This is a genomic window from Cognatilysobacter terrigena, assembly GCF_004361065.1.
Taxonomy (GTDB): domain Bacteria; phylum Pseudomonadota; class Gammaproteobacteria; order Xanthomonadales; family Xanthomonadaceae; genus Cognatilysobacter; species Cognatilysobacter terrigena.
The window spans coordinates 21725-37122 of sequence record NZ_SELT01000002.1 but is presented as its reverse complement, the minus strand read 5'-3'; the positions used below and the strand labels follow the sequence as shown (position 1 = coordinate 37122).

The following is a 15398-nucleotide window of genomic DNA, read 5'->3' as shown; positions in this document are numbered from 1 at the left end:
CAGTTCGAACTGTCATGCCGCCCTCGGGTAGCGAATTGCTACCGCGGTGTAAATCTCCTTTGGCAAGACGATGGGGATTTAGGGGGCCAAGCTCGGCGCCCGCCTGTGAACGGGCGGCTCAAGCGCGTCGCCCTGCGGATCAACCGGGTTGGTCACGTTGTTGACACCCGTGGCATCCGCTGATTACTCATGCGACGAATCGGACGCATGGTTCGGCAACATGACGCCACCGGCGCCCATGCGGATCGTCGATGTCGCGCCCGCCACGTGCCCGATCAGCACCGCCGTGGCCGCGCTGGCGATGCCGGGCATGTTGTGGTGTTCGGCGAGCCAGTAGCGGCGGTAGCCGAGCTGCTCGGCATGGCGCGCCAGATCGCGCATGTGCGCGAACGCCTGCGCGACGTCGCGACCCTCCCCCACGGGGGCGAGGTCGAGAACGGAAAGGGGAATCATGGGCGGTCGATCAGTTGGACTGCGGACAGTGTCCACGTCTGCATGGACGCGCAGGTCAACGGCTGTGGGGTGTTGTGTTCGATAGGCGGGCGGCGCCCACGGAACCGCTTCGGTCGAGCCCATCCGTTCGTTACCGACAGGGACGTGGTCGAAACAGCGAAACAGGGGGCGGGGTCGGCTTTCGCGACGAAGCCCAAGAAGACACTGCGACTTCTGTTTCCCTCGCCGCGCGGTACTCTTGGCCCGACGCCGTGGGGACGGCGCCGGTCCACACCAACACGCACCACACAGGGGATACCGATGGAATTGCAGAATCCGTACAGCACGGGCGACGCCGTGATCGCCGCGCCGCCGCAGGACGTCTACACCGCCGCAAACGCCGGCAAGGGTCAGCGGTTCCTGACGATGCTGATCGACTACGCGGTCTACTTCGCGCTGGTGTTCGTCGCCGCGATCGTGGTGGCGATCATCGCAGGGCCACAGGCGCTCGAAGGCGCGCGGTCGTACGCCGTGAGCATCCCGGTCTTTCTGCTCTACTGGACGCTGTTCGAAGCGTTCTTCGGGCGCACGGTGGGCAAGTTCGTCTGCGGCACGCGGGTCGTCACCAATCAGGGCACTGCGCCGTCGTTCGGCCAGGCACTCGGCCGCACCTTGTCGCGGATGATTCCGTTCGAGGCGTTCTCCGTGCTCTTCAGCGAGGACGCCACCGGCTGGCACGATTCCATCGCCAAGACCAAGGTCGTGCGCACGCGTTGAGCACCGCATCGGCTGGCTTCGAAGCCCGCTTCGGCGGGCTTCGTCGTTTTCAAAGGGGACGTTTGGTTACGACAGGCCAGTCGCGCTAGAGCACCGCGCTGGCGATCCCCGGCATGTTGTGGTGTTCGGGGCCAGTAGCGCCGCGCGCATCGCAAAAGCGTCCACTCTGACCGCTGCTTCTACTTCCGGTTTGCGCGCGGGGAAACGTGGCATCCAACGGGGCAAGCACCACCCTGCCCCATGTTTCGCCCCGCCCGTCAGCGGCCCGCCTCGTTCGCCAACGGACGCACGCGCTCCACGAGTGCCTGCAGCACGCGCCCCGGCTCTTCGATCATCGGCAGGTGCGCCGAATGCTCGAACCACAGCACCGCTTTGGACGGCGCGTGCAGCTGGCGCATCCACGCGTCCGCGATGGTGGATGGGGTGGTGTGATCCTGGCGGCCGAGCAGCATCACCACCGGCGTATCGATGCGATGGACATCGGCGAACGTCACGCCCGCGAGCTGCGGGAACATGGTCGTGATCGTGTAGCCGCTGCCCTCGTCCCACGCCTGGATGTCGGCCGGCGTGTACTCGGGCGAAAGGCGCGGCGCGTGGAAGTAGAAGTCGGCGTTGTCACGGCCCGCGGCCAGGCCGCCGTAATGGATCGACCATTTGCGCTGCGTGCCCGTCTTCTCGACGTCGAACGCGCCGTCGCCCGGATACGGCGCGAGCGCTTCGAGTTCCTTCACCGCCGTCGTATTGCCGTCCTGCCGCGCGCGATCGAGCACCCACGCGTAGCCCTGGCGTTCGTTCTCGCGGAAGTCGATGACCTGGCCCATGCCGATGTACGCGTACAGCAGGTCGGGACGCACCATCGCCACCTTCAGCCCGACGATCGACCCCCAGCTGTGGCCGAGCACGAACACCTTGCGCTTCCCGTAGCGCTTGCGCAGCTGCTCGATGAGCTCGATGGCGTCGTCGCGGTAGCGATCGGGCCGCAGCGTCGGCGCGAGTTGCTTGGGATCGTTCAGCGGATACGAGCGGCCCGCGCCGCGCTGATCCCACTGCACCACGGTGAAGAAGTCTTCCCACGGACGTTGGAACGCCCACGCCACCGGCATCTCCACCGCGCCGGGCCCGCCATGGATGAAGAGCAGGATGGGATTGTCGCGATCGGCGCCGCGCACGTTCACCACCTGGCGCGCACCGCCGAGCGTCACCTCGAAGCTCTCCTGCACGCCGTGCGGCGTCACGATGCGGCCGATGTCGGCCACGACCTCGCGTGCGGGCGCGTAGCGATCCTGATCGGCTGGCGCGGCGGCTGCGGTGCCGATCGCAAGGCAGGCGGCGAGAAGTGTCATGGTCTTCTGCATGGCGTCCTCCGGTGAGGTCGCCACGATAGCGGGCGATCGTTCGCGGCGGATGCGCTGACGCTTGATCGAGCCCCTAGTGGTCATTTGGGAAATGGAATCTGACCCCGCTGGATAGCGCGTCCATGAGCACAGAAGACCAACCTGTGCTTGTAGCTGCTAAAGCCGGTAGAGCACCTGGCCATTTAGCTTTATGCAGTATGCGTGCGTAGCGGCAAACGTTCCTATCGTTGCAACCCCGCTTGAGTAGTTTGGGTGATACACGGAGGGTTGTGTGTAAAAGACGCTAGCGGGATTCGACGAGGATCCGGTTGCGCAGGCGTAAAGGCACATGGCCAGCGATATAGGTTTAGGACCGAACGGCGCAAGGACTGAGTAGATCTCGCCACGCCGAGTGATCGCAGACAATGAATCGAAAAGATCAGGGACATTGCGGCCGTCGACCCGGTGGATAGATGTCTTTAATGCCCCAGCCTCTGACTCAAGCATTCGAACGAAATCCCAATTCCTCGAGACGTGCTGCTGCGCAGCGGTTACTGGGAGCAACAGATGCGTCTCAGTCGTCGAAAAATGACCCGCGCTGTACAAGTCCGGAAGGCCCAAAGGTTCGAATCCCAACCCAACAATAAGGGCGCGATCGGGTGGCTCGAGTCGCGGAGCGAGAAAGCCAGGTAGGGCGTGCCACGCCCCCGGGTTTTCCGCTAGCACTCCTTCGTGATACGTCGCTGGCTCCGTATACGTAACTACAACGTTGTCGAACCTCGACCCAGGACCCAGGAGCGTTCTGATCGCATAAAAGAAGAGCTTCTTGGGCATCCCGGATATGTCGACCAAGATGCTTCTGGATTGAGCGACACCGAGAAAGGCCGATAGATCATCCGAGATCTCACCGAAGAGACCGAGCAATGGCTTGGTGACAACATTGGCTGCGTCTACGCCCAGATCTGTCAATTCTGTCCTGCGAACGTCCATGCGCGCATTGACTTCCGACGTAAATCGGGAAGGCGCGTCAACGAAACTGTAGAAGCGACGCTCTCGAACCATTCCCGTGGAATGCAGGTAAGAGAAGGCAGAGATGCTGCGCTCTTCGGTTGACAGGGCGCCTAGGAAAGCAAAGCCTTCAATGCCGAGTCGCGGCGCAATTTTACCAAGCAGGCCCCACGGCCTGTACGTCCCGTTTCTAATCACGCGTTGCCTGACCAAACAGGGAGAGCTGCGCACGATCTGGCGTGGAGGCGTCCGCCTCAAGAACGCGCGGCGCGGTGAAACCCTCCAGCTCTACGCCCGCCTTCCTCAACCATTCACCCACAATAGAAATGTCGGCGTATAGCGGTTCTTTGGTGTGCTGAGACGGAAGCTGAAAGTGAGGGCAGTGAATTGGAAATATGTACCACTTCTTACTCTCACCCTGCCCGGTGTTTTTTGAAGTGTGCCTAGAAGACGTCAACGCTCCGAACGAGCAACATCTATCCAGGAAGCGCTTCAGCGACGGATTCTCGTTGAGAACTTCTACGGGTAGAGAGAAACCGTTTGCTCCCGGATACGACATCCTCTTGTCCTCACGCATCCGGCGCCGCAGATCAAACGCCACTGCGGAGACAAACCTCTGCCTATCGTCACCGCCATTCGAGTCGGCGCGGAGTTTTCGATACCAGTACTCACTCGCCTGCTGGATGCCGAGGTCCTGTGCAACACCATTGCGAATGGCGGGCACATCGGTGGAAGGCGCTGCTTCCGACCGGAGATACTCCGCCCAGATCAACTGGCAAATGCTGAGAAAGACGAGAATATTCGCGCCAGAAAGACTCAAGATGTCCGGCCTACCGTGCCAAATCATGCGTTGCCGCCGTTCTGCAGCGATTTGCAACAGGGCTTGCTCAGTGCGTTCTTTCCGCCACCATTTCTTCCCATCCGCCTCCCATGGACGGCCATGGAGTTTGTTCAAATCGATAGCCTTTCCACGCGCTAGCAACTGACGTACGAATGCCTCGCCAAATTTTGCTGAAAGCGGATCGTCTGCAGCCACCTCAGCTAAAAAACGCGACACATCGTCAGGTATGCCGGCGAGCGGGGCAGCGTGCGCGGAACCTTTTGCGTATTGGCGCGCTCGCAAGCGAGGCTCGGGTCTCTTGCCGAAGACGTAGCTTGTCAAGTCCTCACGAGTACTCGGAAAAGTATAGCCACCAACACGCAGGCGCCGCTTGAAGACGTCTTCAGCAAAGCTCGGGAACAAACCTGTTCTGTGTTCACGCCTTTCCAGGATCTGATCAATCTCAACAACGGTGTAATTTCTTAGCTCTTCGATTGAAGTGGTGCTGCCTAGCATCTGAAAGCTGTCAGCAATCGCATAAGGTCGCGCACCTACTCGATATGAGAGTCGTGAGTCGCGACTGCCGAACATTTTGAATATCGTCGCGCGATATTCCAGTCTCATGCCGTGATCTGCGGATTGCTCAAGTCCTATCAAATCCTCGAACTGATCTATTCGAATGAGGACAGGGAGGTCGTCCGGAATGATCCCAAACTCCCTCAGTAACTCAACAGCGACGCTGATTGGCTCACCCGCGCTGGTCTTCGACTGCAGGATTGATTCGGGCAAAGATGCGCTGTTGAAGTTCAGAAAATTTCGATAGTCGACAATTCGTTGCTCAATGCACGCCCTTAGTCCACTAAATGTTCTTTGCGGAGCGACGCCCCCGAGCCAGCACTTGTTGGCGGAAAACGCGGTCGCGAATTGGTCAAGCCGCCCTTGGTCGAACTGCACCCCGAGGAACGCGGCGACATCACAATCTGACGCGGCTGCGATGGTCTCGAGAGACCGGAATATGTCATCAACAATCCACGCATTGAGAAAGTCCGCGAAGTGAAGCGCCAAGCGCATCGAGTGTCCCGCAGTGCCCGCGTCGATCGATCGCTGGCCAAAATCCATGGCACCGCTTTTCGCGAGATTTATTCCGCCGGACAAAAACTTCGCGCAGCCGGGGGGAAGCGGCCACTCGGCGCCGGATCGCTTGTATGCAATCAGTACTTCCGGCTTGAGCAAGTTCAGCAGAGCTGACTTGCCTGAACCCTGTAGACCGGAAAGGATGACGTTTCCAGGTTGATAGAGAGCTAAGACGTCTGGCTCCCGCAATAGGACGGGGCTAAACACATCCACGAACCGCTGAGCCGAGATGCTCTCGGTTGTGTACAGATCAGTGAACGGGTTTGCAGCGATAGTCACTTTCCTACTCCCGAGAAACCCTGAGAAACAGCGCCGACCAAGGCGTTGAGGAGTCGTGATGAATTAGCGGAAGTGTGTTATCCGGGCAATTGTCATACTTCACAACCAATGCGCCGGTGTCCCGATAGCCGAGCGGGCCGTAGTCGTGGGGCCAGCCGCTCCCGCGAACTTTCGGGTGCACCGTTCTAGCTAGCTGGCGGAATTCCTCAAACACCGCCGGCGACCGCGGATCCAGCAGCGGCGTGATGAAGTCGCGGGATGGTAGAGCAAGGACGGGCTCGTACGACAAGTGAGAGTACTGCGCAGCGAGACTCGTCGCGCTGCGATCACCGGCTGGGCAGATGACCAGGGGACTGAATAGCACCTTTGGCTGCGGTGCACCAAGCTGAGCGGCAAATTGCACGGTGTCCATGACTTGCGACGCGCTTCCGACGAAGTCTTCAAGCAGTACCAGCCGCGACCTTCCCTGTAGGTAGTCGGCTTTGAAATTCTCCGCCGTCGGCGCAGGGTTGATAGATGAGAACGTTATCCGCCTCGACACCCCAGCGATCGCGTTGACGCGGATAAAGTCGCCTAAGTTGAAGCTGTCGGTGACCGCGACGAAGCAGGTTTCCGCGATCTCTTCCGAGATCATCCGGGGCGCGTCAGGGTGCAGCAGATCGATATCGGACGTCGACAATATCCAGTCCATAACGTTGCGACTGTAGACCGTCCGATACATCGACGTTAACTCTTGTTCGCCGAAAAAGCTCATGTGATTCAGTAGTCGAAACATGAGCTTTCGATTCTCGTCGTCGTTCTCCGATGCCAACCATGCCGCCAGCTTGTGTCGAAACGGCGTGGGTGCAGCTCCGGTTCCGGCGCGGTATTGGTTGAACAAGCGATCTCCGAGAAAATCGATTCGTGACTTGGTCTCCCTCATCCTCAAGGCATCGTCAACGTCGTCGCGGATCCATTTCGCGAGTAGGGCTTGAAGTTCACTGAGCGTCATACGTATTCAGGGTGACGAGAACCTGCTGAGCCACGGCGCGTGCGAGTGGAGGGGGAACCGCATTGCCGATGAGACGAAATGCGTGCTGGCCTGAGCTTGGAAAGACATAGTCGTCGGGAAAGCCTTGTATGCGAGCGGTTTCCCGCACCGAGAAGCCACGATGCTCATCGGGATGGAGAAAGTACCGCGGCTGCCCGAATCTGGTGTCCACGGTTGGCGCCGGCTCATCCCACACCAGGCGTCGGTATTTCCCATTGAAGGAGTGCGTTAGGTCGTAACCTGCGCCAACTCTCCTAACGAATCCCTTATTTACTAACGCAGCGAGGATCGCAGCGGTGGGAAATCCCAACTCTCTCGTGAGTCGGGCGGCGCTGACGGGATCAGCGTCTCCGTTGGATCTGACGCGCTGCGTTCGCCGCGCAACAAGCAACCCCTCCAAAACCCGTCTCTCGATCGCGTTTGTTCTGCCGAAGACTGCGGGGATGGCCCATGTATGGACGCAGCCTCGACCGGCTCGGACGTTTGTAAGCTTTTGTCCTGGCCCGATTGCCGTTGCAATGGCAAATTCACGACCGCCATTGGGAAATACATGCGCGGAGGCGGTGTGCGTCTTGTCTAGCCCGTGCAGCGCCCCCCTTAGAGTCACCGGAGGCTGGCGACGAAGATCGAGCGATACGACCCCAACCCGGCTGGCAACAATAAACACCCGCCGGCGGTGCTGAGCGACAGAGTGCTCACTAGCGTTGAGGGTCGCCGTGGTTACGGCGTATCCGGCCTCTTCTAGCGCGCTCTGCAGTCGGTTCAGATATTTTCTGAAGCCAATCCCCAATAGGCCTCGAACGTTTTCGATCACGACCACTCGAGGCCGGTGCTGACAAGCGATCTCTACTGTGCGGAGAAGGAGCTGATTCCGGGCGTCGTTGGGATCGTTCAGCCCTACCGTTGAAAAGCCCTGGCACGGCGGGCCGGCGACAAGGACGTCTGCGCGGCTCACAGAGTCGGCCAGCGCTTCACTGTCGCCTCTAAGATCGATTTGCCGTATGTGGGGACCGATGTTTTGCTTGTACGAACTAACCGCGACGGGATCGTTGTCGAATGCAGCAATTGGCTGGAAACCGGCCTCGATAAATCCGAGATCCATGCCGCCGCCGCCGGCAAACAGGCTGGTGAACTTGTACGCCAAACTGCCTCCCCTAAGACATCAGGCACACGAACGCTAGCGCAGTGCGCGACCTCGACCGGATCCGGACATTTACCGGCAGTCGGCAAGAATACGGCTTATAGTCCCAGCGGATTCGGCTTATCCACATCCAGCCTGTACTGCTTGATCGCCCTCGCCACATCCTTCCCCGTCATCTTCCCTTCCGCCGCCAGCGCGGCGATCGCCGCGTGCGCGATGTGGAAGCGGTCGACTTCGAAGTGGCGGCGCAGGTTCTCGCGCGTATCGCTGCGGCCGAAGCCGTCGGTTCCGAGCACGGTGTAGCGCATGGGCACGTATTCGCGGACCTGGTTGGCGTAGGTGCGGATGTAGTCGGTGGCGGCGATGGCGGGGCCGGTGCGGCCCTGCAGCAGTGACGTCACATACGGGACGCGCTGCGTGTCTTCGGGGTGCAGGCGGTTCCAGCGTTCGACGTCGACGGCTTCGCGCGCGAGTTCGGTGAAGCTGGGGCAGGACCAGATGTCCGCCGTTACGCCGAAGTCCTTGTCGAGCAGTTCGGCGGCGGCGATGACTTCACGCAGGATCGTGCCCGAGCCCATCAGCTGCACGCGCAGTTCGCCCTTTTTAGGTTTAGCGCCGCCCTGCAGCAGGTACATGCCCTTGATGATGCCGTCGGCCGCGCCTTCCGGCATTTCCGGGTGGGCGTAGTTCTCGTTCATCAGGGTGATGTAGTAGTACTCGTCCTGCTGCTCGGCGAGCATGCGCTGCATGCCGTACTGCAGGATCACCGCGACTTCGTACGAGAACGTGGGGTCGTAGCTGCGGCAGTTCGGGATGAAGGCGGCCTGCACCATGCTGTGGCCGTCTTCGTGCTGCAGGCCTTCGCCGTTGAGCGTGGTGCGGCCGGCGGTCGCGCCGAGCAGGAAGCCGCGTGCGCGCATGTCCGCCGCCTGCCAGGCGCTGTCGCCGATGCGCTGGAAGCCGAACATCGAGTAGTAGATGTAGAACGGCAGCATCTGCAGGTCGTTCGTCGAATAGCTGGTGGCCGAGGCCATCCAGCTGGCGAACGCGCCGGCTTCGGTGATGCCTTCTTCGAGCACCTGGCCCGCCGCGTCTTCGCGGTAGTACATGAGCTGGTCGCGGTCGACCGGCTTGTACTTCTGGCCGTGCGGCGCGTAGATGCCGAGCTGGCGGAACAGGCCTTCCATGCCGAAGGTGCGTGCTTCGTCGGCGACGATCGGCACGCAGCGCGGGCCGACCTGCTTGTCGCGCAGGATGATGTTGAGCGCCTGCACGAACGACATGGTGGTGCTGATCTCGCGATCGCCCGTGGCCTTCAGCAGACGATCGAACACTTCGAGCTTGGGCGCCTCGAGCGACTGCGTGGCCTTGCGACGACGCTGCGGCAGCGCACCACCGAGCGCGCGACGGCGCTCGAGCATGTACTCGACTTCCGGCGACTTCTCGCCGGGGTGGAAGAACGGTACCTCGCCGCCTTCGAGCTGCTTGTCGCTGACCGGGATGTTGAAGCGGTCGCGGAACGCACGGATGTCCGCGTCGTCCATCTTCTTGGTGCCGTGCGTGGGGTTCAGCGCTTCGCCCGCGGCGCCCATGCCGTAGCCCTTCACCGTCTTGGCGAGGATGACGGTGGGCATGCCCTTGGTCTGGGTGGCCTCGTGGTACGCGGCGTAGACCTTGTGCGGATCGTGGCCGCCGCGGTTGAGGCGCCAGATGTCCTCGTCCGACAGCGACGCGACGAGCGCGGCGGTTTCCGGGTACTTGCCGAAGAAGTTGTCGCGTGTGTACTTGCCGCCGAACGCCTTGCAGTTCTGGTATTCGCCGTCGACGGTTTCCATCATCAACTGGCGCAGCTTGCCGGTGGTGTCGCGCGCGAGCAGCGGATCCCAGTAGCTGCCCCAGATCGTCTTGATGACGTTCCAGCCGGCACCGCGGAACTGTCCTTCGAGCTCCTGGATGATCTTGCCGTTGCCGCGCACCGGGCCGTCGAGGCGCTGCAGGTTGCAGTTGACGACGAAGACGAGGTTGTCGAGGCCTTCGCGGCCGGCGACCGAGATCGCGCCGAGGCTTTCAGGTTCGTCGGTTTCACCGTCGCCGAGGAAGCACCAGACCTTGCGGTCGGTCTTCGGCATCAGGCCGCGGCCTTCGAGGTACTTCCAGTTGCGCGCCTGGTAGATGGCGGCGATGGGGCCGAGACCCATCGACACGGTCGGCAGCTGCCAGTAGTCCGGCATCAGCCACGGGTGCGGATACGAGCTGACGCCGCGGCCGTCGACTTCCATGCGGAAGTGGTCGAGCTGGTCCTGCGTGAGGCGGCCTTCGAGGAAGCTGCGCGCGTACATGCCCGGCGAGCTGTGGCCCTGGAAGCCGATGAGATCGCCCGGGTGGTCGGCGCTCGGCGCGCGCCAGAAATGGTTGAAGCCGACGTCGTAGAGCGTGGCCGACGACGCGAACGACGCGATGTGGCCACCGAGTTCGCCCGGCTTGCGGTTGGCGCGCACGACCATCGCCATCGCGTTCCAGCGCAGCATCGAGCGGATGCGCCATTCCATCGCGGAATCGCCGGGGCTCTTGGCCTCGAGATGCGGCGGGATGGTGTTGACGTATTCGGTGGTCGGCGAGAACGGCAGGTGCGCGCCGGCGCGGCGGGTGACCTCGACCATCCCTTCCAGCAGCTGGTGGGCCCGCTCAGGCCCCGCCCGATCGATGACGGCGGAGATCGACTCGAGCCATTCGCGGCTCTCGGTCGGATCCGGATCGTCGTGCAGCATTTCGGTGATTGCGCTGGAGAGATTGCCGATCATTCGTCCACGGCCCCTTGGCCGTTGCGTTGTGTGCAGGGGAAGGGTCGATTCTAGCAGTGGGGTTTGAGGCGACTCTCAGCAGTCGTACGCACTGCAATCGATTACCTGAACACGTACGGCGGCGCATGTTTTCGCGGGCGATGCGAGCGCGTTCGGCATCGCCACGGCTTTGCCGACGGACGGGCGTTGACGTCTACTAACTGTTTAGTACTAAATGCGGCGTACACCGGAGAGCCGCATGTCGACCCCCCAACCCACCGAAGGCGAACTCGCGCTGCTGCGCGTTCTCTGGGCCCGCAAGGCGCCCATGACCGTGCGCGAGGTGCACGCCGATCTTTCGAAGTCGAAGGACACGGCCTACACCACCGTGCTGAAGATGCTCACGATCATGGCGGACAAGGGCCTGGTGCATCGCGACGAGAGCGAGCGCAGCCACGCCTATACGCCGGTGCATCCGGAGCCCGTGGTGCAGCGGTCGCTGGTCAAGGACCTGATGCGCCGCGCGTTCGCGGGCTCGGCCGCGACGCTGGTGCAGCGCGCGCTGGATGACGGCGTCGCGAGCGAACAGGAGCTCGACGAGATCGCACGGATGATCGCGGAAGCGAAGGCGCGTCGGCAGGCGAAGTGATCGACATGGCCGCCAGCACGCAACTGCTTGTCGCGTCGGCGCTGTCGTCGGCGCTGCTGCATTCGTTGTGGATGGACGCGGTGATCGCCGGCGTCGCGGCGCTGGTGCTGGCGTCGATGGCGCGCGCATCGGCGGCGGCTCGGCATTCGGTGGCGATGGCGTTTCTGGTCGCGATGGTGCTGGTGCCGGCAGGTTTCGCATTGCGCGTCGCGACGGCCGCCGACGTCGGCACGCCGTTGCCCGTGCTCGCGCCGGTGCAGACGGTGCGTGCGGCAGCGGGATTGGTCGTGCAGGAGTCGACGCCGCTCGCGTCGATGCTCGTCGCGATCTGGTTGATCGGTGTGTTCGCGGTGCTCGTGTGGCGGCTTGGCGGTTGGCGGTATGTCGATCGACTGGATCGCGTGCGGTGGGTCGCATTGCCGGAGCCTTTGCAGGCGCGCGTCGAACAGTTGTGTATCGCGTTGCGCATCACGCGCGACGTATCCGCGCGTCTCGCCGACGAAGTGCTGGTGCCGTTCACCGCGCGATTGGTGAAGCCGGTGATCTGGCTGCCGTCGGAATTGCTGCGTCGCCTGCCGACTGCGCAACTCGAAGCACTGTTGGCACACGAACTTGCACACGTCGCGCGGCTCGACTGGCTGTGGAACGGCGTGCAGTGCGTCGTCGAAGCTCTGCTGTTCTTCCATCCCGCGGCGTGGTGGCTCGGCCGGCGTATCCGGCTCGAACGCGAACACGCCTGCGACGACCTTGCGGTGGCGGCCTGCGGAGACGCCATCGCTCTCGCCGAAGCGCTCGCGCATCTCGAGCACCACCGGCATCCGACGCTCCGCTTCGCGCTTGCAGCAACGGGAGGTTCCCTCATGCAACGCATCACCCGTTTGATCGCTCCACTTCCACCGCCGGCACGCCGCGGCGCGCGCATCGCCGGCCTGTTGTTGCTCGTCGGCGGCGCACTCACGGCCTGGCAGGTGGGCGCGGGCCCGAAGGGCGTGCACATCCAGGTCGAGTCCAGCGGCAAGAACGGCAACGTGCCCGACGTCCGCGTCATCACCGACAACAACGGCACGGTGACGCGCCAGTACCGCGGCCAGCTCAACAAGGACGGACGGCTCGTCGAGACGTACACGGAGAACGGTGTCGCCAAGCCGATCACGCCGGCCACGCGTCAGTGGCTTGCAGATGTCTCGCACATCGCGCCGCCGCCCCTGCCTCCGGCGCCCCCCGCACCGCCACCGCCGCCGCCGCGCCTCGGCGTGCCCGCAGTGCCTGCGCCGCCCGCGCCGCCCGTGTACGACCCTGCACACCACGCGACGGCTGCCGCACCGGCCGCACCTGCAGCGCCGGCGTCGCCGATGACGCTGCCTGCGCCCGTCGCGAGCGCCGCGCCCGCAGCGCCGAACGTGAGCGACGCACCGCTGCCACCGCCCAAGCCCGCGCGTGCGGCACGTCCCGCCCTGCCTGCGCCGCCGGCCGACGTCCCGCCGCCCCCACCTGCGCCGCCCGCACCGCCGGCGATCACCGACAGCGCCGAGTTCAAGTCGCTGCTGCAGAAGGTCAGCGCCGATCGCGGCGTGCAAGCTGCACTCGGCGTGCCGATCACCGTCAGCGGTCGCGAACTGCACGGCGAAATGAATGTCGACGACGGTCGCGGCCATGCCGACATGCGCATGACGCTGCGCGGTCCGAAGGGCGAGCGGCTCGTGCACGTCGTCGCGAGCCGCAGTGGCGGTGCGTGGGCGACGCAGACGGTCAATGTCGAAGGCCCTGCGCGATGAGTTTTTTTGCCCGCGAGTACTAAACCGTTAGTAGTCGAACGGCGGATTCGCCGCCAACAAGGAGAGTTCCACCATGCACAGACGGATTCTTTGCTTCGCAATGTTGTTCGCGCTCGCACCGCTCGCGCGGGCGCAACACGTCGACGACAACGTGCCGATCACCGCCGCGGATCGGCACGACGTGATCGAAAATCTCGCGACGCAATTGCAGAAGCGCTACGGCTTTCCGGATGCCGGCACGAAGCTCGCAGCCACGATGCGCGAACGCGACGCGAGCGGCGTGTATACCAAGGACGCGACGATCGCGGCCTTCGGCAAACACCTGGCGAACGACCTGCGCACGCTCGGCGACGACGGGCACTTCAACATCCACTACGACCCGAACTTCAATCCGCCGAGCGACGAGCGCCCGCCGTTCCCGGATGCCGCGGAGGTCGCGCGCGGTCGAGAGGAAGTCGCGGAGCGCGGCTACGGCATCGACAGCATCGCGCGGCTGCCGGGCAACGTGGGCTACATCGAAGTACGCGGCTTCGGCCCGACGGAACTCGTTGCGGAGGCGATGTCCGACGCGATGACGCTGCTGCAGGGCACGGACGCGCTCATCATCGATCTGCGCCGCAACCACGGCGGCGAGCCGAACACGGTGGCGCATCTGATGAGCCACTTCTTCCCGGTCGGCGACCAGCGTCATCTCAACGACATCTACAGCCGCGCCGACGACAGCACGCAGCAGTTCTGGACGAACCCGAACGTGCAGCCGCGCTACGGCAAGCCGGTCTATGTGCTCACCTCATCGGGCACGTTCTCCGGCGGCGAAGAGTTCGCGTACGACATGCAGACACAGAAGCGCGCGACGCTCGTCGGCGAAACCACCGGCGGCGGCTCCAACCCCGGCGACGTCTATCCCCTCGGCCATGGCTTCGGCGCGTTCATTCCGCACAGCCGATCGATCAATCCGGTGACGCATACGAACTGGGAGCATGTCGGCGTCAAACCGGATATCGCCGTGCCGGCCGCGGATGCGAAGAAGGTCGCGCAGGTGGCGATCCTCAGGGATCTCGTCGAGAAGGCGACGGATCCGGAACGGAAGGCGGAGTTGCAGGAGGCGCTGTCGAACGTGCAGAGCGGGAAAGCCGACGCGCCTGTGTACGCGTTGCGGCGGTGATGCGCGTGCGGCGTCCGTTGCGGGCGCCGCCGTGACTCAGGAAGCGACGGGCTGCGGTTGCGTTGGCGCGTGCCGCGCCGCCTGCGTCGTGAATGCGTCGAGCGCGGAATGCAGGCGATCGGGGAAGGCGGCGTCGTTCTGCAGGAACCAGGCGCGCGCGGCGGCGCCCGTCACGTCGAGCTCCGCGTCGCTCATCGCAAGGATGCGTTCGACAGCGGCTTCGAGCGCCGCTTCGTCGACGAAATAGGTCGTCGCCAGCTGCTGCGTGCCCGTGCGACTGCACGGCACGCAGATTCCGCGGCTTCCATCGACGAGTTCGTTCATCGGTGCACCGTCGGTGGTCAACACCGTCGCGCCCACGCTCATCGCTTCGACGAGGTAGTGGCCGAAGCCTTCGGTTTCCGAACAGCAAACGTGCACGCGGCTTGCGTTCTGCAGGCGGCGAAGCTCGGCATCATCGATGTAGTCGATGCGGTGCTCGATGTTCGCGGCGGCGGGCTCGATCGGCGTCGCGGTGCGCGGGCTCTGCACGATCACGAGACGCGGCCACTCGGGATGACGCTTCCACACGTCGATCAGCACCTGCGTGCCCTTGTTCGTGCTGCGGCCCGCCAGATGGAAGAAGGTCCGTTCGCGAGGCACCGCACCATCGAAACGGTCTTCGCTCGTGAAACCGATGTAGCGCGTCCACACGCCGCGCGCAGAGAAAAGTTGCTCGGCGTGGCGCGTCTTCGCGAGCACGCCCTGCACCTGCGACAGGCGTTCGACATCGACCGGCATGCACCACTCGGGATTCGGAATGAACAGCGTCGCTGCCGCGCTGCCGAGATCCTCGCGGCGGATGTGCTCGAGCATGATGTTGATGTCGTGCGCAGGGCGGCGCATCACCAGCTTGCGCAGACGTCCACGCCACGTCATCACCGTCGGGCGGAACCACTTGCGCAACTTGCCGCGACCGATCGCCGTCACGTGCACCGGATATCCACGCGAACGCAACGCATTGGCGAGGAGCGCGAGATCGCGAGTCAGGCCAACCCCGTTGTTCCATGCAATCAGGTTCAGCCGCGGCAGCAT

Annotated in this window: 10 protein-coding genes and 1 pseudogene; 4 read left to right on the top strand and 7 right to left on the bottom strand. The window is 63.3% G+C overall.

The window, feature by feature from the left end; genetic code table 11:
- Nucleotides 1–204: 204 nt before the first annotated feature.
- A pseudogene (locus EVS83_RS01895) lies at nt 205–453 on the bottom strand (LLM class flavin-dependent oxidoreductase); the annotation flags it as partial.
- Nucleotides 454–495: 42 nt separating this feature from the next.
- Between EVS83_RS01895 and EVS83_RS15840 the strand changes: the two are divergent.
- The gene (locus EVS83_RS15840) at nt 496–1209 is read left to right on the top strand and encodes an RDD family protein (RefSeq protein ID WP_208108665.1); all 714 of its coding nucleotides are present in this window, start codon (nt 496–498) and stop codon (nt 1207–1209) included.
- Between the two features lie 257 nt (nt 1210–1466).
- Here EVS83_RS15840 and EVS83_RS01885 read toward each other — a convergent pair whose 3' ends face one another.
- From EVS83_RS01885 to aceE, 5 genes are all read right to left on the bottom strand, one after another.
- Nucleotides 1467–2564: an alpha/beta fold hydrolase gene (locus tag EVS83_RS01885; protein WP_208108664.1), complete on the bottom strand. Its 1098-nt coding sequence runs from the start codon at nt 2562–2564 to the stop codon at nt 1467–1469.
- A 1177-nt stretch (nt 2565–3741) separates the two neighbouring features.
- Nucleotides 3742–5784 (bottom strand): ORC-CDC6 family AAA ATPase, encoded by a 2043-nt coding sequence (locus EVS83_RS01880; RefSeq protein WP_133499029.1) that lies wholly within the window; start codon nt 5782–5784, stop codon nt 3742–3744.
- Between the two features lie 4 nt (nt 5785–5788).
- A complete protein-coding gene (locus EVS83_RS01875) occupies nt 5789–6775 on the bottom strand; it encodes a phosphoribosyltransferase-like protein (protein WP_133499027.1) in 987 nt (328 codons plus the stop codon).
- Entirely contained in the window at nt 6762–7958 is a 1197-nt protein-coding gene (locus tag EVS83_RS01870; RefSeq protein WP_133499025.1) for a DNA cytosine methyltransferase, read from the bottom strand. Before EVS83_RS01870 ends, EVS83_RS01875 begins: the two co-directional genes overlap by 14 nt.
- Nucleotides 7959–8053: 95 nt before the next feature.
- Nucleotides 8054–10723, bottom strand: coding sequence for a pyruvate dehydrogenase (acetyl-transferring), homodimeric type (gene aceE, locus EVS83_RS01865; protein ID WP_425456053.1), 2670 nt, complete (start codon nt 10721–10723; stop codon nt 8054–8056).
- 271 nt (nt 10724–10994) lie between these two features.
- On the opposite strand from aceE, the gene EVS83_RS01860 reads away from it, so the two are divergent.
- From EVS83_RS01860 to EVS83_RS01850, 3 genes are all read left to right on the top strand, one after another.
- Complete coding sequence (locus EVS83_RS01860) at nt 10995–11384, top strand: BlaI/MecI/CopY family transcriptional regulator (protein WP_133499021.1); 390 nt, start codon at nt 10995–10997, stop codon at nt 11382–11384.
- A gap of 5 nt (nt 11385–11389) precedes the next feature.
- Nucleotides 11390–13159 carry a cytochrome c oxidase assembly factor Coa1 family protein gene (locus EVS83_RS01855; RefSeq protein ID WP_133499019.1) on the top strand — a complete coding sequence of 590 codons (1770 nt, stop codon included), beginning with the start codon at nt 11390–11392 and terminating at the stop codon, nt 13157–13159.
- 73 nt (nt 13160–13232) lie between these two features.
- Nucleotides 13233–14324, top strand: a complete 1092-nt coding sequence (locus tag EVS83_RS01850) for a S41 family peptidase (protein WP_133499017.1) — start codon at nt 13233–13235, stop codon at nt 14322–14324.
- A gap of 36 nt (nt 14325–14360) precedes the next feature.
- Here EVS83_RS01850 and EVS83_RS01845 read toward each other — a convergent pair whose 3' ends face one another.
- The gene (locus EVS83_RS01845; RefSeq protein WP_246022740.1) at nt 14361–15398 is read right to left on the bottom strand and encodes a glycosyltransferase; all 1038 of its coding nucleotides are present in this window, start codon (nt 15396–15398) and stop codon (nt 14361–14363) included.

What these genes read in the sequence shown, in the direction of transcription:
- EVS83_RS15840 (WP_208108665.1), top strand. Translation starts at nt 496, where the DNA reads ATGGACGCGCAGGTCAACGGCTGTGGGGTGTTGTGTTCGATAGGCGGG.
- EVS83_RS01885 (WP_208108664.1), bottom strand. Translation starts at nt 2,564, where the DNA reads ATGCAGAAGACCATGACACTTCTCGCCGCCTGCCTTGCGATCGGCACC.
- EVS83_RS01875 (WP_133499027.1), bottom strand. Translation starts at nt 6,775, where the DNA reads ATGACGCTCAGTGAACTTCAAGCCCTACTCGCGAAATGGATCCGCGAC.
- aceE (WP_425456053.1), bottom strand. Translation starts at nt 10,723, where the DNA reads ATGCTGCACGACGATCCGGATCCGACCGAGAGCCGCGAATGGCTCGAG.
- EVS83_RS01860 (WP_133499021.1), top strand. Translation starts at nt 10,995, where the DNA reads ATGTCGACCCCCCAACCCACCGAAGGCGAACTCGCGCTGCTGCGCGTT.
- EVS83_RS01855 (WP_133499019.1), top strand. Translation starts at nt 11,390, where the DNA reads ATGGCCGCCAGCACGCAACTGCTTGTCGCGTCGGCGCTGTCGTCGGCG.
- EVS83_RS01850 (WP_133499017.1), top strand. Translation starts at nt 13,233, where the DNA reads ATGCACAGACGGATTCTTTGCTTCGCAATGTTGTTCGCGCTCGCACCG.
- EVS83_RS01845 (WP_246022740.1), bottom strand. Translation starts at nt 15,398, where the DNA reads ATGCTGCCGCGGCTGAACCTGATTGCATGGAACAACGGGGTTGGCCTG.